Raw genomic sequence first — 16,579 nt, 5'->3', positions numbered from 1 at the left:
TCCCCGGCCGGGCCCCACGACCGGCGCGGTCAGGGCTCGAGCCACACCTGCGGGCGGCCCGGCAGCTCGTGATAGCGGCGCAGGCCGGCGACGCCGGAGAGCACGCCGCCCCAGGCGGCATAGGGCGGGTTGGCGGCGTCGAAACCGCTCTGCACCAGGGTGATCCGGGTCTTGCCGCCCGAGCCCGCGAGCTCCCACGTGCCGACGCCGGCCGGGCCCCAGTCGACCGACAGGCGCGCGTCGGGCACCAGGTCGACGATCTTCGCCGGGTTGGGGTTGTTCTCCAGGCCGCCCATCGCGAAGCGGCCGCCCAGCACCGGCTCGATGCCGACCGGGAAACCGAACCACTCGCTGGCCTGCTCCGAGTCGATCAGCGAGGTGAACACCCGGTCGACCGCCGCCTCGACCTCGAACTCGGCGCGCAATTCGGTGGCCGTGAAGTCGACCTTCGGGCTCAGCGGCCGGCCCTCCAGGTGGTCGACCAGGTTGGCGATCGAGAGTGCCCAGAACGTCTGGAGCACGCCGCGGATGCTGCTGCCGCTCATCGCCTCGGCGAAGTCGAAGTGGCTCTGGTCCACCGCGACCACGGTGGCGTCCTCGCCCTCCGCCGCGAGGTCGATCCGCGTGGTGGTGTCGACCCCGTCGAGGCGCCAGGTGAAGGCCACCACGTTGTCGTCGACGTCGGTCGGTCGCTGATGGGGCGCGTCGCCCTCGGGCGTGTAGCGGCCCCAGAACGCGTAGTGCGCGGGCAGGTCGACCTCGGCGTGCTCGGCCAGCCAGACGCGCAGCTCGGTGGCGTCGGTGAGCGCGTGCCGCACCTGCTTGATCGGTGCGTTGACCCGGGCCTTGGCGATGACGGTCATCCTTCGTCTCCCTTGGGATAGCAGGCCACGACGAGCTTGAAGGCGTCGCCCTCCGCTCCGCCGTAGCGGGTGAACAGCTCCTGCAGCGTCGACTGCAGATCGTCGAGGAACTCCTTGCGCTTCTCCGGCCGAACGTGGATCTCACCCGAGACCCCGATCGACGGCAGTTCGGGTGCGGTGCGGTCGAGGCCGCCGATGTCGGCCTGGACCTCCTCCATCAGGTCGAGCAGATAGCCCAGGCTCAGCTCGTCTTGCGCCTTGCGCAGCCCGATCCGCCCCACCAGCCGCGGCGACAGCCAGTAGGACCGGGCTTGCGCCTGGTAGATCCCCTCGGTGATGCCGCGCACCCGGCGCTCGGCGACCTGGCTCACCAGGCCGGCCTCGACCAGTCGCTTGATGTGGTAGTAGACCCGCTGCGGCGTCTGGCCCAGCTCGGTGGCGACCTCGGTGCACGACCGGGGCTCGGCGAGTTGCCGCAGCACGTCGATCCGCTGCGGCTTGAGCAGCGCCTCGGCCTGCTCGATCTGCTCCAGGTACAGGACATCTCTCATGGCGAAAACCAGTTTTGACGTACAAACAGATTTTGTCAATAGGCGTCGGCGACGTCTGCGGGAACGTCAGCGGCTCGGTCGGCCCGGTCGTGCCACCGACCGGCCCGGCCTGCTGGGGACGACCCACCGTGTCGTCGAGGGCCTACACCACCGGTGGTGGCACGCCCGGCGAAACGATCTCGAGCTCCGCCGCCAGGCCTCTTCACGATCGCTCCGGCGTGCCGGTGTTGTTGGCGGGCCTCCAGGGCAGCCTCGCTGCGCCGCGTACCGATCGCTCAGTCGGCGGCTGCGGTCGCGGATACCTACACCGGAACGGTGACAGACTCGGAGGGCTGAGCGGCTGCGGTCGCACCGGCGGTCGGCCCGCGCTACCCCCCGCGTTACTGAGCCCGGATGTCCGGAGCTCGTCTATCGGGCCCCGGACAGGCTCCGTTCCATCACGATCTCAGCGGGGTCGTCGGGGTTTGGTCCGATGTGGACGAAGCCGGCCCGCTCGTAGAGCCGGACGGCCGCGGCGTTGTCGGCGCGGACCGACAGGCGCACCATCTGCGCATCGGTCCCGGCCGCCCAGTGGGCGATCGCGCCGACCAGCGCGTCACCGACACCCTTGCCACGCCCGGCGGGGCTCACCCAGACCGAGATGATCTCGATGGCGTCCACGCCGGCCGGGACGCCGCTGGCCATCCCGACGGGTTCGTCGCCGAGGAAGGCGACGAGGTCGCGCGCACCCGGGATGCGCAACCGATCGCGCCACTTGTCGGGGCCGGCGTCCTGCCAGTCGGCGAGCGTCGAACCGAACGCGTAGGGCGCCTCGGCCAACGCCGCGAGCCGCAACTCCCGCCACAGCTCCCAGTCGCCGTCGGACAGCACGCGAAGATCCACCATCGCAGCAGGATGCCGCACCCCGGCCAAGAGGCGCCACCGCGTTATCCCCGAAAGCGTGCGGCGCCGTGCCAGGGTGGCGCCTCCGCGCCTGGGCGCTTCCTACAGCGGTGCAGAGCAAGGCGCCCGCGCCCGGGGGCGAGTGCAGAGCAAGGAGCCCGCGCCCGGGGGCGAGTGCAGAGCAAGGAGCCCGCGCCCGGGGGCGAATGCAGAGCAAGGAGCCCGCGCCCGGGGGCGCTTCCTTCAAGGGTGCAGAGCAAGGCGCACCAGCCCCCGGGGGCGCTTCCTTCAAGGGTGCAGAGCAAGGCGCACCAGCCCCCGGGGGCGCTTCCTACAAGGGCGCAGAGCAAAGCTCCCGGCGGATATCGGCTGGCCGTTGCCGCTAAGCGACCTCCGCGGGCTCGGGCGCGAGCGCTGGTGCCACGACCCGCACCGGTGCGCGAAGGCGCCGGACCTCCGGCGCCAGCAGCGCGCCCGCGGTCGCCAGCACGACCAGGGCGGCGCAACCCCAGAGCGCGTCGGACGTCCCGGTTGCGGCCGCGATCGGGCCGGCCACCAGCAGGCCGAGCGGAGCGAACGACAGCGAACCGAGCAGGTCCCAGGAGCTGACCCGGGACAGGGCGTCGGCCGGCACCTCGCGCTGCATCGTGGTCGACCAGAGCACCCCGAACACGTCACCGGCCACGCCGGCCAGGAAAGCGGCCGCCACCACCGCTGGCAGCGGGGCCGACGCGGCCAGCAGCGCCATCGGCAGGGCCGCCGCGGCCGTCACCAGCGCTGCGACCAGCACCGGGCGGCGCGGGTGGACGCGGACCGCGATGCCGACCCCTAGGAACGTGCCGGCCGCCTGCGCCGCGGTGATGGCCGACCACGCCGGTGCCCCGCCCAGGTCCGAGACGGCCAGCAGGGGGCCGAAGACGCCGACGTACGCGTTGATCGCCGCGACCACGAACGCGTACTGCGCCACCACCGCCCACAGCCACTGTCGCGACGAGAACTCCTGCCAGCCCCGGCGCAGATCCGACCAGGCGGAGGCCGGTGGCCTGGGCGGGCCGGCCGGTGTGCGGATGCCCAGGATCAGCCCGGCCGACACGAAGAACGACGCGGCGTTGAGCGCGACCGCCCACCCCGCACCGACCAGGGCTACCGTGGCGCCGGCCAACGAGAGGCCCAGGATCAGCCCCAGGTTGAAGCCGATCCGCAGCAGCCCGTTGGCGCGCAGCCGACGATCGGGCGGCACCAGCTCGGGCACCACGCCGTCGTACGCCGGCAGGAACACCGCGCTGGCCACGCCGGCCATCGCCGCGAACACGCTGACCAGCGGCAGCGGCGCGTGGCCGGTGAGGAACATCAGCGTCAAGCCGGTCCAGGCCACGCCTGCGAGGAGTTCGGCGAACAGCAGCACCCGGCGGCGCGCGAACCGGTCGCCGATCACGCCGCCGGCCAGGATCAGCACGAGTTGCGGTAAGGCCTGGCAGGCGAGGACGACGGACAGCGTGGCCGGCGACGAGCCGGGCAGCGCGAGCACCGCGAAGGCGAGCGCCACCCGGCCGAAGCCGGTGCCCAGCACCGAGATGGTGCGGGCGGTGAACAGGAGAGCGAAGGGCCGGTCGGCCAGCAGGGCGCGCATCGGGACCGGACGATAGCGCAGCGGGGTTCAGCCCACCGCGTAGATCTGGTGTGTCACCCCGGAACCGAAGACGTCACACTTCTCCAGCTTGAGCGGCACCCGGGGGCCGCCGTCGGGGAAGAGGCGTTCGCCGGAGCCGAGCACGATCGGGTGCACCAGCAGGCTGAGCCGGTCGACCAGGCCGGCGGCGAGCAGCGTGCGGCTGAGCGTGATGCTGCCGGTGATCGTGATCGGCCCGCCCGGACCCGCTTTCAGCGAAGCGACCTGCTCGGCCACGTCGCCCGGCGGCAGCAGCCGCGAGTTGACCCACGACGGCGACGACAGCGAGCGGGACACGACGACCTTCTCCGGCGCGTTCATCTTGGCGGCGACCGGGTCGTCGGCGGGCATGCCGGCGAACGCGCCCGCGAAGCTCTCGTAAGTGACCCGGCCGAGCAGCATCGTCTCGGCTGGCTCAGACCAGATGGCGGTCATCATCTCCTCGTCGAGCCAGGGGAAGTGCCACTTGTCCGGCGCCTCCACGACGCCGTCCAGTGAGATGAACTCCGCGACGGTGATCATGCGCATGACTACTCCCGGTGAAGACCTGGGGCGGCGGATCCGCCCGACACCTACCCCGCGAACGGCCCGGCCGGATTTCGACAGCGGTGGGCTAGATTTCTCGGGTGAAATTTCTGATGACACTCAACGCGGGCGTACGGGAGCCCGACGAGGCGCTCTACGCCGAGATGGGCCGGTTCGTCGACGAGATGTCGAAGGCGGGTGTGCTGCTGGCGACCGGCGGGCTGGCCATGGAGGGCAGCCACGTCACGGCCAGCGGCGGCAAGATCACCGTGGTCGACGGGCCCTACCCGGAGACCAAGGAGACGATCATCAGTTTCGCGTTGATCCAGGTGGGTTCCAAGGAAGAGGCGATCGAGATCAGCCGCCGCTTCTGGGCGATCCAGGGCGACGGCGAGGGCGACATCCGCCAGGTGTACGGCGGTCCGGAGTAACAGCCATGGACCCGCGCGCGACGGTCGAGGCGGTCTGGAAGCTCGAGTCGGCCCGGATCGTCGCGGCATTGACCCGGCTGGTCCGCGACGTCGGGCTGGCCGAGGACCTGGCCCAGGATGCGCTGCTCGCGGCGCTGGAGGAGTGGCCCGTCAAGGGCACCCCGGCCAACCCGGGCGGCTGGCTGATGTTGACCGCCAAGCACCGGGCGATCGACCGGCTGCGCCGCGACGACCGGTTGCGCGCCAACCTGGCCGAACTCGGCCGCGCCGCGGAGCTAGAGCAGCAGGCCGGCGACGACGCGTTCGCGGCGGTGCTCGACGACGGCGCGGGCATCGACGACGACGTACTCCGGCTGATCTTCATCGCCTGTCACCCGGTGCTGTCCCGCGAGTCGAGCGTCGCGCTGACCCTCCGCATGATCGGCGGGTTGACCACCGCGGAGATCGCCCGCGCGTTCCTGGTGCCGGAGCCGACCATCGGGCAGCGGATCTCCCGCGCCAAGAAGACCCTGGGCGACCGCGGGATCCCGTTCGAGGTGCCGCCGCCGGCCGAACGCGCGCCGCGGCTCGCCGCCGTACTCGAAACGATTTATCTGATCTTCAACGAGGGGTACGCCGCGACGGCGGGCGACGACTGGATGCGGCCGGCGCTGGCCCAGGAGGCCGTGCGGCTCGGCCGGATGCTGGCTGGGCTGGCGCCCGGCGAGGCCGAGGTGCACGGCCTGGTCGCGCTGATGGAGTTGCACGCCTCGCGAATGCCGGCGCGGCTCGGCCCGGCCGGCGAGCCGGTGCCGCTGCTGGAGCAGGACCGCGGCCGCTGGGACCAGGCGCTGATCCGCAGCGGCTTCGCGTCGCTGTTGCGGGCCGACCGCCAGGACGGTCCCTACGTGCTCCAGGCGGCCATCGCGGCCAGCCACGCGCGGGCCCGCGAGCCCGGCGACACCGACTGGGTGCGTATCGCCGGCCTCTACGAGTTGCTGGTGCGCCAGACGCCGACGCCGGTGGTCGAGCTGAACCGGGCGGTCGCGGTCGCGATGGCGTTCGGGCCGGAGCGCGGGCTGGAGATCGTCGACCGGCTCGCCGAGCCGCTGCGCGACTATCACCTGCTGCCCGCGGTGCGCGGCGACCTGCTCCGCCGGCTCGGCCGCGACGCCGAGGCCCGGGCCGAGTTCGCCCGCGCCGCGGAACTCGCCCGTAACGCCCGTGAGCGCGACGTGCTCTTGGAGCGCGCCGGAATGTAGCCGCCGGGCAGCCAGACCCGCCGCGGCGTGCTGACCGGATGTTCACCCAACGGCCATCTCCGGATGCGGTGGGCCCGCGCGGCTCGGGGGACTTCTGGTGGCGAGGTTTCGTCCCGGGAGGCTAGCCATGGACACCTTGGTCATCGTCGTGATCATCACGGCGCTCGCGTTCGACTTCACCAACGGGTTTCACGACACGGCCAACGCCATGGCCACCTCGATCGCCACCGAGGCACTGCGGCCGCGGGTGGCGGTCGGCATCTGCGCGGTGCTGAACCTGGTCGGCGCGTTCCTGTCCGTCGAGGTGGCCAAGACCATCTCCAACGGGCTCGTGGACGACAGCAAGGTCACCCCGGCCGTCATCTTCGGCGGGCTGGTCGGTGCGATCCTGTGGAACCTGGTCACCTGGCTGCTCGGCCTGCCGTCGAGTTCGTCGCACGCGCTGTTCGGCGGCCTGATCGGCGCGACCTGGATCGCGGCGGGCGGCGACGCGGTGCACTTCGCCACCGTGGTCACGAAGGTGATCATTCCGGCGCTGGCGTCGCCGCTGATCGCGGGGCTGGTGGCCGGGATCGGCACGTTCCTGGTCTACCTGATCACCAGGCGGGCGGCGCAACGCAATGTGCGCAGCGGGTTCCGGCACGGTCAGGTCATCTCGGCCTCGCTGGTGTCGCTCGCGCACGGTTCCAACGACGCGCAGAAGACCATGGGCGTGATCACCCTGGTGCTGATCACCGCAGGGAGCCTCGACTCGGGCAGCGGCCCGCCGCTCTGGGTGGTCTTCTCCTCAGGGCTCGCCATCGCCCTCGGCACCTACCTCGGCGGGTGGCGGATCATCCGCACCGTCGGCCACAGGCTGACCACGATCGAGCCGCAGCAGGGCTTCGCGGCCGAGGCCAGTTCCGCCACCGTCATCCTGGCCTCGTCGCACCTGGGCTACCCGCTGTCGACCACCCAGGTGACCTCCGGAGCGGTGGTCGGCTCCGGGATCGGCAAGCGGCTCTCCGAGGTCAGGTGGGGCGTCGCCGGCCGGATCGCGATCGCCTGGCTGCTCACTCTGCCCGCGGCCGCTGTGGTCGGCGCGCTCGCCGGCCGCCTCGCGATCAGCGGCACCACCGGCGTGCTCATCGTGGCGTTCGTCCTGGTCGCGTTGTCTGCCTGGTGCTACGCGTTGTCCAGGCGCGACAAGGTCGACCGGCACAACGTCAACGACGACAAGACTCCCGCGACCAGGCCCAGCTTCGCCAGCTGACCAGAGAGGAGATCAGGAGATGCACGTCGACATCGCTTGGGGTGACCTGTTCCAGGTGACGCTGGTCGGCCTGATCCTGGGTGCCGGCGTCACCGTCCTCTATGCGGTCGGTATCCGGGTGCTCACCCCGGCGCCGGACGGTGACCCGCACGAAACCGAGACCCACGTGCGCCCGACGCCCGTGCGGCTCGCGGCCACCACCCTCTGTTTCGCGGTCTGTGCGGCGGCGGTTGCGTACGGTATCTACACGTTGGTGTAGGGCGGACGCGGGGTGAACGCCACACCGATCCGCGCGGAACGGCGGCCCACTGGCGGGTGGTGCGGGCGTCCATGCCCCGTTACCGTGAACGTGCCGAACAGCCGCCGACCCGGAGGTATCCCCGTGGGTACGGTGCTCGTCACGGAGCGCGACAACTTAGGCGTCGTCGTCATAGAAGTGACCGGCGACGTCGACCGTGCCGCCGCAGCGGAGCTGCGGTCGGCGCTGGTGCGCACCCTCCGCCCCACCGGCCCGACCAGGGTCGTCATCGACCTACGGGCCGCGGGCGACATCGTTCCCGAGGGCATCGGCGCCGTGGTCGCCAGCGTCGATGTCGCCACCGACAACGGCATATCGATGACCGTCCGCTCCGCCGCGCCCGCGGTGGCCGAGGAGTTGTTGGTCGCGGGCCTCCCGCGCGCCTGCGTCACACCCACCGCGCGGGTCTGACCCGCATAGCGCCCGCCCCGCGGGGTAGGGGTGTGGGTATGCGGACGATGGTGGAGCGCGAGCGCAAGTTCGAGAGCCCCGACGGGTTCCGGGTGCCCGACCTGGTCGGTGACGGCATCGCCGCGGTCGACGAGCCCGCCCTGCTCACACTCGACGCCACCTACTACGACACGCCCGAGTTGCGGCTGACCCGCGGTGCCCTAGCGCTGCGCCGCCGCACCGGCGGCTCCGATGCCGGCTGGCACCTCAAGGTCGGCGCCGCCGGCGGTGCCCGCACCGAGCACCAGCGTGCCCTGACCTCGGGCACCACCCCGCCGCGCGACCTGATGCGGCTGGTCCGGGCCGCGGCCCGCGGCGCCCCGGTCGAACCGGTCGCCCGGATCGAGACCCGCCGCCGGGAGTGGCGGCTGCACGGCCCCGACGGCGTGGTGCTGGCCACCATGGCCGACGACACGGTGGTCGGGCACGACCTGGTCGACGGCCGGCGGGTCGCCTGGCACGAGATCGAGGTGGAACTCGTCGACGGCGGCGACGACGTGCTCGACAGCGTCGAGCGGCGGCTGCGCCGGGCCGGCGCCCGGCCGGGCTCCCCGGCGAAGATCCAGCGGGTCCTCGGCGACCGGTTGCGCGAGGTCACCGCGATCGACGTCGGCGCGGCGACGCCGGTGTTCGCCTACGCCGCGGCCGTCCGCGACGACCTGGTCGCGCACGACCCCGCGGCGCGCGACGGCGACGTCGACGGCGTGCACGACATGCGGGTGGCGGTGCGGCGGCTGCGCAGCACGTTCCGCACCTTCCGGGCGCTCTGGGACCAGGGCCGGGTCGACGCGGCCCGGGATGAGCTCAAGTGGCTCGGCGAGCAACTCGGCGGGGTCCGCGACGCGCAGGTGATGGGTCCCCGGCTGGCCAAGGCGGTGCGCCGGGAGCCCGACGAGCTGGTGCTCGGCCCGGTCGCCGCCGACGTGCGCGGCCACTTCGCCGCGACCGAGGCCGCCGCCCTCACCCGGCTGCGCCGCGCGTTGAGCTCAGCCCGCTACGTGCGGCTGCTGTCCACACTGGACGAGTTGATCGAAGCGACGCCGGCGACCGAGGTGAGCCCGCGCTGGGTCGACCGCCGCATCCACAAGGCCGTGCGACGTGCCGACGGCCTGCTCGACACGGCGCTCGACCGGCAGCGCGCGCCCGGCGCCGCCGACGACGACCCGGCGCTGCACGAGGCCCGCAAGGCCTACAAGCGGGGGCGCTACGCGGTCGAGGTGCGCAAGCTCGACGGAGCCAAGAAGGCCAAGCGGCTCGTACGCGGCCTCAAGGGCCTGCAGGACCTGCTCGGTGACCACCAGGACTCGGTGGTCACCCGGCAGGTGCTGCGCGACCTGGCGGTGCGGGCCAAGCCCAACTCGTTCACCTACGGCGTGCTCTACGGCGAGCAGGCCGCGCACGGTCGCGCGCTGGTGCGCAAGCTGCCGGCCGCCCAGGCCCGTGCCCGCAAGGGCAAGCTGCGGCGCTGGCTGCGCTGAGCGGTCAGCCCGCGACGCGGGTCGGGAGGGCGCGGACCGACCATTCTCTTTCCTGCATTTGCTAGCCTATTCTGGCCAGTACCTGGGGAGAATGCCACCCCGTTGCCTAGATTGCCATCGCACGTGCGATGAGTGAGACAAGGGGTCCTGCCGGTGAGAGCCCGCTACATAGGTGCCGCCCTGGCCGCCGTCACCGCCGCCGCCCTCACGGCCTGCGGCAGCGACAGTGACAGTGCCGCGAGCGGCCCGATCACCGTCTTCGCGGCGGCGTCGCTGACCGGTTCGTTCACGCAGATCGGCAAGGACTTCGAAGCGGCCAACCCGGGCACCACGGTCACCTTCAGCTTCGCGGGCAGTTCGGCGCTGGCCACCCAGATCGACCAGGGCGCGCCGGCCGACGTGTTCGCCGCCGCGGCCCCGGCCAACATGAAGACCGTCACCGACGCCGGCAACGCCGACGGCACGCCGCAGAACTTCGTGAAGAACCAGCTCGTCATCGCGGTGCCCAAGGGCAACCCGAACAACGTCACCACGCTCGCCGACCTGGCGAAGCCCGGCGTGAAGGTCGCCCTCTGCGCACCGCAGGTGCCGTGTGGCGCCGCCGCGCAGAAAGCGCTCCAGTCGGCAAGTGTCCCGGTCACCCCGGTCACCCAGGAACAAGACGTCAAGGCCGCGCTGTCCAAGGTGACGCTCGGCGAGGTCGACGCCGCGCTGGTCTACCGCACAGACGCCAGGGCCGCAGCCGGTGACGTCGACGGGATCGAGTTCCCCGAGTCGGCCGGCGCCGTCAACGAGTATCCGATCGTGGTGCTCAAGAACGGCCCCAACAGGACCGGTGGTCAGGCGTTCGTCAACTACGTGCTGTCCCCGCCGGCGCGGAAGGTGCTGACCGACGCGGGCTTCCAGGCGCCGTGAGATCACGCCGCGCGCCGCTGGCTCTGCTGCTGCCGGCGCTGCTCGGGCTGCTCTTCCTGGTCCTTCCGCTGGCCGGGTTGCTCTACCGCGCGCCGTGGACGACGTTGCCCCAGCGCCTCACCGAGCCGGGAATTCTCGACGCGCTGCGGCTTTCGTTGCTGACCGCGACCATCGCCACGGCCCTCTGCCTCGTGCTCGGCGTCCCGCTGGCCTGGCTGCTGGCCCGGGTGAGGTTCCCTGGCCGGCGGGTGGTCCGGGCCCTGGTGACCGTGCCGCTGGTGCTCCCGCCGGTGGTCGGCGGGGTGGCCCTGCTGCTGGTGTTCGGCCGGCGCGGGCTGATCGGCGAGTGGCTCGACGGCAGCTTCGGCATCACGCTGCCGTTCAGCACCGCCGGCGTGGTCCTCGCGGAGGCGTTCGTGGCGATGCCGTTCCTGATCCTCGCGGTGGAAGGCGCGCTGCGCGGCGCCGACGCCCGCTACGAGGAGGCGGCGGCCACTTTGGGCTCGGGCCGGTGGACCACGTTCACGAGGGTCACCCTGCCGCTCGTCGCCCCCGGTGTGGCGGCCGGCGCGGTGCTCTGCTGGGCCCGGGCGCTCGGCGAGTTCGGCGCGACCATCACGTTCGCCGGCAACTTCCCCGGCAGGACACAGACCATGCCGCTCGCGGTGTACCTGGCGCTGGAGACGGACCTGCAGGCGGCGATCGTGCTCAGCCTGTTGCTCCTCTTCGTCTCGGTCGTGGTGCTGGCCAGCCTGCGCGACAAGTGGATTTCGAGCCCGTGAGCGGCGACCTGCTCGATGCCCGGCTGGTCGTCGACCGCGGTGCGTTCCGGCTCGACGTGCACCTGCGGATCGCCGCCGGAGAGGTGCTCGCGTTGCTCGGCCCCAACGGAGCCGGCAAGACCACGGCATTGCGGGCGCTGGCCGGCCTGGAGCCGCTGACCGACGGGCACGTCACGCTCGGCGACCGGCAACTCGACCGGCCCGGCGGTCGGGTGTGGACGCCGCCCGAGCGCCGCCCGATCGGCGTGGTGTTCCAGGACTACCTGCTCTTTCCACACCTCTCCGCGCTCGACAACGTGGCGTTCGGCCCGCGCCGGCACGGCATCGACCGGCGCGCCGCCCGCGCCCAGGCGGCCGAGTGGCTGGCCCGGGTGGGCCTGGCCGAGCTCGGCAAACGCAAGCCCCGGCAACTCTCCGGCGGGCAGGCGCAACGGGTCGCGCTGGCCCGTGCGCTGGTCAACCATCCGGAGTTGCTGCTGCTCGACGAGCCGCTGGCCGCGCTCGACGCCCGCACCCGGCTGGACACCCGGGTCGAGTTGCAGCGCCACCTGGCCGAACACCCGGGTGCGACGCTGCTGGTCACCCACGACCCGCTCGACGCCCTGGTGCTGGCCGACCGGCTGGTGGTGATCGAGCACGGCGCCGTGGTGCAGGAGGGCGACGCGGCCGCCGTCACCGCCCGGCCGCGCACCGACTACGTCGCGCGGCTGGTGGGGCTGAACCTCTACCGGGGCCGCGCGGCCGGCGACGGCGTCAAGGTGGGCGACGGGCTCACCCTCGCGGTCACCGACCGGGTGGAGGGGGAGGCGTTCGTCGCGTTCCGCCCGTCGGCGGTGGCGGTATACAAGGAACGACCCGCCGGCAGCCCGCGGAACGTGTGGGCGGCGACCGTCGGCGGCATCCAGAGCCACGGCGACAACCTGCGGGTGCTGCTCAACGGGCCGATCGAGGCGGCCGCCGACGTGACCCCGGCCGCGGCGGCCGAGCTCGGCCTGGTGCCCGGGAAGCAGGTCTGGGCATCGCTCAAGGCCGCCGAGACGCACGCCTATCCGGCCTGAGCCGCGGCGGGGGTACGCCGGGCGGCGTACCCCCATGCGCTGCCCTTGGTCTAGTGCACCAGGGTCTGGTCGTCGACGTCGGCGCTGCCCATGTTGCTGCGCAGCGACTTGATCGTGTCGAGCGCCGCGGCCTTGCGGGTGTAGGTCTCGCTGGTGGCGACGACCTGCCCGTTGCTGGCGACGATGTTGAAGCGGAACTGGTCATTGCTCGTCTTCTTGACGACGAACTTCATCGAAACAACACCTCCGTCCATTGGAATACCCATGTCCGGCGGTCTACACCTCGGTGCGGCCGGAAGTTCGCGAGCGGTGCGGATCGGTCCGATCAGGAGGATCAGGCCGGCGGTGGCGACGCCGCACATGGTCAGCGCGACGGCCGGCCGGGGCCCGAGCGAGGCGCCGAGCGCGCCGCCGATCAGGGCGCCGAGCGGGATGGTGCCGTAGTTCAGCAACTGCATGCTCACGGTCACCCGGCCGAGCAGGTCGCGTGGCACGTACGCCTGCCGGAAGCTGCCCTTGACCACGTTGCCGGCGGCCACCCCCGCGGCCAGCACGGTGAGGCCGGTGACCGCGAGCGCGAGTCGCGGCCCGGGCTCGGCCAACGGCAGCAGCAGGCCGCACGGCGGCGTCAGGATCGCGCCGCCGAGCAGCACCCGGGCGCTGCCGAACCGGCGGGCCAGGGCGCTGCCGATGGCCGCGCCGAGCACACCGCCGAGGCTGGTCACCGTCAACAGTCCACCCAGGACCCCGGGCGTCATCCCGACCTCGCGGAGCAGGAAGACCACCAGGACGGCCTGATAGCCGGTCAGCGCGAGGTTGCTCGCCGCGCCCCACACGGTCAGCACCCGCAGGTAGGGGTCGTGCACGACGAACCGGAGCCCCTCGCGAACCTCGGCGGCCAGCGAACCGCGCTGTTGCCGCCGGCGCGGTTCCGGTGTGCGGATGCGGGCCAGGCACAGCGCCGAGACGAGGAAGGTGACCGCGTCGACGAGCAGCCCGAGCACCGCGCCGGCGAGTTGGGTCAGGGCGCCGGCCACGCCCGGGCCGGCGACCTGGGCGGCCGCCTCGGTGCTCTGCAGCCGGGCGTTGCCGCCCGGCAGCTCGCGCGGCGCCAGCAGGGTGGCCACGAAGACCTGGTAGGCGGTCTCGAAGAAGACCGCGGCCGTGCCGGCGAGCAGCGCGGCCGCGAACAGGTGCGCGAGGGTCAGCGCGCCCAGCCACCAGGCCACCGGCACGCTGACGAAGACGGCCAGGGAGACCAGGTCGCAGACGATCATCAGCGGCCGGCGGGGCAAGCGGTCGACCCAGGCGCCGGCCGGCAGGCCGATCAGCAGCCAGGGCAGCCAGGAGAAAGCGGCCAGCAGGGCGACCTCGAACGTGCTGGCGTCCAATGTGGTCACCGCGACCAGCGGCAGGGCCACCGAACTGACGCTGCTGCCCAGTTTCGAGGTGGTCTGCCCGAACCAGAACAGGCGGAAGTCGCGGGTCACGGCGTCGCCGGCACGCCGTGCGAGAACACGAAGACCGGGCGACGGGCCGGGTCGTCGTCGGCGGGGGTGGTGGCGCGGGCCGACCAGCGGTCGAGCAGCGCGACCATGTCGCGGTTCAGTTCGGCGAGTTCGGCCGGGGTGAGGTGCAGCCAGCGGTCGGCCGCGAACGCCGAATCGCCCCAGACGGCCTGCTCGTCGTCGCCGGCGCCGTACCAGTCGCGGACCAGCGCGACCTGGCGGTCGAGGTTGAGCGACTCGGCGGCGCGCAGCACAGCGGCCTCGCCCGGGTCGTCGTCGAAGTCGCGGCCCGACCAGCGCAGCCCGGCCGAGACCGGCCGCCACCAGCGCTCGCGCCGGTCGCGGGCCAACTCGGGCGCCTCCTCGACCAGGCCGCTGTCACGCAACACCTTCATGTGGTGGCTGACGTTGGCCGGTGCCTGACCGGTGCGCTCGGCCAGGGTGCCGACCGGCTGCGGCCCGTAGACCGCGAGGACGTCGAGCAGGCGGCGGCGCAGCGGGTGGGACATCGCGGCGAGCACGCGGGAGTCGGTGACCTGCCGGACGTGACGTTCTGCCATGCGTACACGGTCGCACGGCAAGAACTGTTGCGCAAGACCTCTTGCGCAACTCAGAAGTCGGTCGAGCGAGACAGCTCGGCCCAGGTCGCGATCTCCTCGGCCAGCGCCTGGTTGTGCTTCTCGGCGATGCCCAGCGCGTCGGAGCCCAGCAACAGGCGCTGCGGCGGGTCGTCGAGGCCGACGACGTCGACCAGCACCTGGCCAGCCTTGGCCGGATCGCCCGGCGCCTTGCCCTCGCTGTCGCGCCGGTAGCGGGACATGAAGCCTACCGACTCGGCGTACTCCTCGCCGCCGTCGTCGATCCGCATGGACGAGCCGGCCCAGTCGGTGCGGAAGGCGCCCGGCTCGACGATCGTCACCTTGATTCCGAACGGCTTGAGCTCGGCGCCCAGCACCAGCGAGAAGCCCTCGACGCCGAACTTGGCCGCCTGGTAGGGCGCGATGCCCGGGGTGCCGCCGACCCGGCCGCCGATCGACGAGAACTGGAGATAGTGGCCGGAGCGTTGGGTGCGGAAGTAGGGCAGGGCCGCCTTCGAGACGTAGATGACGCCGAGCAGGTTGGTCTCGATCTGTGCTCGGAACTCGTCGAGCGACGTGTGCTCGATCGGGGCGCTGTTGGCGTTGCCGGCGTTGTTGACGACCACGTCGAGCCGGCCGAAGGTGTCGACCGCCGTGCGCACGGCCGCGTCGGCCGCAGCCGGGTCGCTGACGTCGAGCGCGACCGCGCGTACCCGAGTGCCGTAGGCGTCTTGCAGATCCTGTAACGCGGCCGGCCGGCGCGCGGTCGCCACGACGTTGTCGCCGGCATCGAGTGCGGCCCGGCAGATGGCGTTTCCGATCCCGCGCGAACTTCCGGTGACGAGCCAGGTCTTGGGCATCGTTGACCCCCTGCACCCACCATAGGCACGCTAACGTCGGGTGCGTGTTGTCGACGATGCGGTTGCGACGGATGCGCGACGTGCTCACCGGTTATGTCGATCGGGGCGAGGTGCCAGGCGTGGTGGCACTGGTCAGCCGGCGCGGGCAGACCCATGTGGAGACCCTGGGCACAACGGGGTACGGCGGCGGGCGGGCGATGGCCGCCGACACGATTTTCCGGGTCAGCTCGATGAGCAAGCCGGTCACGGCGGCCGCGACGATGATGCTGGTCGAGGAATGCCGCCTGCGGCTCGACGACCCGATCGACCCGCTGCTGCCCGAACTCGCCGACCGGCAGGTGCTGCGCAGCATGGGCGCGGCGCTGCACGACACGGTGCCCGCGTTCCGCCCGATCACAGTGCGCGACCTGCTCACCTTCACCTGGGGTTTCGGCCAGGTGTACGCGCCCCCGGCCACCTACCCGGTGCTGAAAGCGGCCTGGGACCTCGGCATCGGCATGCAGGAGCCGCGGCCGCGGGAGATGCCGGAGCCCGACGAGTGGCTCAAGCGGCTCGGCACGCTGCCGCTGATGGCGCAGCCGGGGGAGCGGTGGTTCTACAACACCGGGTCCGATGTGCTCGGTGTCTTGGTGGCCCGGGCGACCGGCCGGTCGTTCGACGAGTTCCTGCGGGAGCGGGTGTTCGGGCCGCTGGGCATGGCCGACACCGGCTTCTCGGTGCCGCCGGAGTCACTCGACCGGCTGGCGCTGGGCTATTGGGACGAGCCGCCGGTGGCGTTGGACACGCAGGAGGAGTGGACCACGGTGCCGCCGTTCTTCTCCGGTGCCGGCGGCTTGGTGTCCACTGTGGAAGACTTCTTCGCCTTCGGGCGGATGATGCTGCGCGCCGGCGACGAGCGGCTGTTGTCGCGACCGACGCTGGCGACCATGTTCGACGACCACCTGACACCGGCGCAGAAGGTGATGCCGCACTGGGTGGTCGACGAGTTCGAGGGGTCCGGCTGGGGCTTCGGCGGCAAGGTGACCAACCGTCGCCATGACATCGCCGACACGCCGGGCAAGTACGGCTGGGACGGCGGCCTCGGCACCTCGTGGCGGGTCGATCCCGCCGAGGACATGATCACCATCCTGATGACCCAGCGCGCCTGGCTCTCGCCCAGCCCGCCGTCGATCCTGCGCGATTTCTGGACGCTGGCCTACCAGGCGATCGACGACTGACCTTCACTGACACAGGTTGTC

Annotated in this window: 18 protein-coding genes; 10 read left to right on the top strand and 8 right to left on the bottom strand. The window is 72.2% G+C overall.

The window, feature by feature from the left end; translation table 11 throughout:
- Nucleotides 1-29: 29 nt before the first annotated feature.
- The 5 genes from AB0J74_RS31315 to AB0J74_RS31295 form a co-directional block, all read right to left on the bottom strand.
- Nucleotides 30-863 carry an SRPBCC domain-containing protein gene (locus AB0J74_RS31315; RefSeq protein ID WP_363454345.1) on the bottom strand — a complete coding sequence of 278 codons (834 nt, stop codon included), beginning with the start codon at nucleotides 861-863 and terminating at the stop codon, nucleotides 30-32.
- Complete coding sequence (locus AB0J74_RS31310) at nucleotides 860-1,414, bottom strand: helix-turn-helix domain-containing protein (protein ID WP_363454343.1); 555 nt, start codon at nucleotides 1,412-1,414, stop codon at nucleotides 860-862. The genes AB0J74_RS31315 and AB0J74_RS31310 overlap by 4 nt, the downstream gene beginning before the upstream one ends.
- A 408-nt stretch (nucleotides 1,415-1,822) precedes the next feature.
- On the bottom strand, nucleotides 1,823-2,299 hold the full coding sequence (locus tag AB0J74_RS31305; protein WP_363454341.1) for a GNAT family N-acetyltransferase: 477 nt from the start codon (nucleotides 2,297-2,299) through the stop codon (nucleotides 1,823-1,825).
- Nucleotides 2,300-2,678: 379 nt separating this feature from the next.
- Nucleotides 2,679-3,926, bottom strand: a complete 1,248-nt coding sequence (locus AB0J74_RS31300; protein ID WP_363454339.1) for an MFS transporter — start codon at nucleotides 3,924-3,926, stop codon at nucleotides 2,679-2,681.
- A 27-nt stretch (nucleotides 3,927-3,953) separates the two neighbouring features.
- Nucleotides 3,954-4,493 carry a dihydrofolate reductase family protein gene (locus tag AB0J74_RS31295; protein WP_363454337.1) on the bottom strand — a complete coding sequence of 180 codons (540 nt, stop codon included), beginning with the start codon at nucleotides 4,491-4,493 and terminating at the stop codon, nucleotides 3,954-3,956.
- A 98-nt stretch (nucleotides 4,494-4,591) separates the two neighbouring features.
- Between AB0J74_RS31295 and AB0J74_RS31290 the strand changes: the two genes are divergently transcribed.
- From AB0J74_RS31290 to AB0J74_RS31250, 9 genes are all read left to right on the top strand, one after another.
- Nucleotides 4,592-4,921 carry a YciI family protein gene (locus tag AB0J74_RS31290; protein WP_363454335.1) on the top strand — a complete coding sequence of 110 codons (330 nt, stop codon included), beginning with the start codon at nucleotides 4,592-4,594 and terminating at the stop codon, nucleotides 4,919-4,921.
- 5 nt (nucleotides 4,922-4,926) lie between these two features.
- A complete protein-coding gene (locus AB0J74_RS31285; RefSeq protein WP_363454333.1) occupies nucleotides 4,927-6,162 on the top strand; it encodes a DUF6596 domain-containing protein in 1,236 nt (411 codons plus the stop codon).
- Between the two features lie 127 nt (nucleotides 6,163-6,289).
- Nucleotides 6,290-7,414 carry an inorganic phosphate transporter gene (locus AB0J74_RS31280; protein ID WP_363454331.1) on the top strand — a complete coding sequence of 375 codons (1,125 nt, stop codon included), beginning with the start codon at nucleotides 6,290-6,292 and terminating at the stop codon, nucleotides 7,412-7,414.
- Nucleotides 7,415-7,433: 19 nt separating this feature from the next.
- Nucleotides 7,434-7,673 carry a hypothetical protein gene (locus AB0J74_RS31275; RefSeq protein ID WP_363454329.1) on the top strand — a complete coding sequence of 80 codons (240 nt, stop codon included), beginning with the start codon at nucleotides 7,434-7,436 and terminating at the stop codon, nucleotides 7,671-7,673.
- 123 nt (nucleotides 7,674-7,796) lie between these two features.
- Nucleotides 7,797-8,123, top strand: coding sequence for an STAS domain-containing protein (locus AB0J74_RS31270; RefSeq protein WP_363454327.1), 327 nt, complete (start codon nucleotides 7,797-7,799; stop codon nucleotides 8,121-8,123).
- Nucleotides 8,124-8,161: 38 nt separating this feature from the next.
- On the top strand, nucleotides 8,162-9,640 hold the full coding sequence (locus AB0J74_RS31265) for a CYTH and CHAD domain-containing protein (protein ID WP_363454325.1): 1,479 nt from the start codon (nucleotides 8,162-8,164) through the stop codon (nucleotides 9,638-9,640).
- A 153-nt stretch (nucleotides 9,641-9,793) separates the two neighbouring features.
- On the top strand, nucleotides 9,794-10,555 hold the full coding sequence (gene modA, locus AB0J74_RS31260) for a molybdate ABC transporter substrate-binding protein (protein ID WP_363454323.1): 762 nt from the start codon (nucleotides 9,794-9,796) through the stop codon (nucleotides 10,553-10,555).
- Nucleotides 10,552-11,337, top strand: a complete 786-nt coding sequence (locus AB0J74_RS31255) for an ABC transporter permease (RefSeq protein ID WP_363454321.1) — start codon at nucleotides 10,552-10,554, stop codon at nucleotides 11,335-11,337. The genes modA and AB0J74_RS31255 overlap by 4 nt, the downstream gene beginning before the upstream one ends.
- A complete protein-coding gene (locus tag AB0J74_RS31250; RefSeq protein WP_363454434.1) occupies nucleotides 11,334-12,395 on the top strand; it encodes an ABC transporter ATP-binding protein in 1,062 nt (353 codons plus the stop codon). The genes AB0J74_RS31255 and AB0J74_RS31250 overlap by 4 nt, the downstream gene beginning before the upstream one ends.
- A 50-nt stretch (nucleotides 12,396-12,445) precedes the next feature.
- Here the strand turns inward: AB0J74_RS31250 and AB0J74_RS31245 are convergent, their stop codons facing one another.
- The 3 genes from AB0J74_RS31245 to AB0J74_RS31235 are packed head-to-tail and all read right to left on the bottom strand — an operon-like array spanning nucleotide 12,446 to nucleotide 15,341.
- On the bottom strand, nucleotides 12,446-13,885 hold the full coding sequence (locus AB0J74_RS31245; protein ID WP_363454319.1) for an MFS transporter: 1,440 nt from the start codon (nucleotides 13,883-13,885) through the stop codon (nucleotides 12,446-12,448).
- Nucleotides 13,882-14,463 (bottom strand): metalloregulator ArsR/SmtB family transcription factor, encoded by a 582-nt coding sequence (locus tag AB0J74_RS31240; protein ID WP_363454317.1) that lies wholly within the window; start codon nucleotides 14,461-14,463, stop codon nucleotides 13,882-13,884. The genes AB0J74_RS31245 and AB0J74_RS31240 overlap by 4 nt, the downstream gene beginning before the upstream one ends.
- A gap of 50 nt (nucleotides 14,464-14,513) precedes the next feature.
- A complete protein-coding gene (locus tag AB0J74_RS31235) occupies nucleotides 14,514-15,341 on the bottom strand; it encodes an SDR family NAD(P)-dependent oxidoreductase (RefSeq protein WP_363454315.1) in 828 nt (275 codons plus the stop codon).
- A gap of 44 nt (nucleotides 15,342-15,385) precedes the next feature.
- Between AB0J74_RS31235 and AB0J74_RS31230 the strand changes: the two genes are divergently transcribed.
- Nucleotides 15,386-16,558 (top strand): serine hydrolase domain-containing protein, encoded by a 1,173-nt coding sequence (locus tag AB0J74_RS31230; protein WP_363454313.1) that lies wholly within the window; start codon nucleotides 15,386-15,388, stop codon nucleotides 16,556-16,558.
- Nucleotides 16,559-16,579 lie beyond the last annotated feature (21 nt).

The sequence above is a fragment of the Asanoa sp. NPDC049573 genome, assembly GCF_040676615.1.
GTDB lineage: Bacteria > Actinomycetota > Actinomycetes > Mycobacteriales > Micromonosporaceae > Asanoa.
This window is presented reverse-complemented; position numbering and strand designations above follow the sequence as displayed.

Excerpts from the sequence above, each read along its gene's own strand:
- AB0J74_RS31315 (WP_363454345.1), bottom strand. The coding sequence starts at position 863 with ATGACCGTCATCGCCAAGGCCCGGGTCAACGCACCGATCAAGCAGGTG.
- AB0J74_RS31310 (WP_363454343.1), bottom strand. The coding sequence starts at position 1,414 with ATGAGAGATGTCCTGTACCTGGAGCAGATCGAGCAGGCCGAGGCGCTG.
- AB0J74_RS31305 (WP_363454341.1), bottom strand. The coding sequence starts at position 2,299 with ATGGTGGATCTTCGCGTGCTGTCCGACGGCGACTGGGAGCTGTGGCGG.
- AB0J74_RS31300 (WP_363454339.1), bottom strand. The coding sequence starts at position 3,926 with ATGCGCGCCCTGCTGGCCGACCGGCCCTTCGCTCTCCTGTTCACCGCC.
- AB0J74_RS31295 (WP_363454337.1), bottom strand. The coding sequence starts at position 4,493 with ATGCGCATGATCACCGTCGCGGAGTTCATCTCACTGGACGGCGTCGTG.
- AB0J74_RS31285 (WP_363454333.1), top strand. The coding sequence starts at position 4,927 with ATGGACCCGCGCGCGACGGTCGAGGCGGTCTGGAAGCTCGAGTCGGCC.
- AB0J74_RS31280 (WP_363454331.1), top strand. The coding sequence starts at position 6,290 with ATGGACACCTTGGTCATCGTCGTGATCATCACGGCGCTCGCGTTCGAC.
- AB0J74_RS31275 (WP_363454329.1), top strand. The coding sequence starts at position 7,434 with ATGCACGTCGACATCGCTTGGGGTGACCTGTTCCAGGTGACGCTGGTC.
- AB0J74_RS31265 (WP_363454325.1), top strand. The coding sequence starts at position 8,162 with ATGCGGACGATGGTGGAGCGCGAGCGCAAGTTCGAGAGCCCCGACGGG.
- AB0J74_RS31240 (WP_363454317.1), bottom strand. The coding sequence starts at position 14,463 with ATGGCAGAACGTCACGTCCGGCAGGTCACCGACTCCCGCGTGCTCGCC.
- AB0J74_RS31235 (WP_363454315.1), bottom strand. The coding sequence starts at position 15,341 with ATGCCCAAGACCTGGCTCGTCACCGGAAGTTCGCGCGGGATCGGAAAC.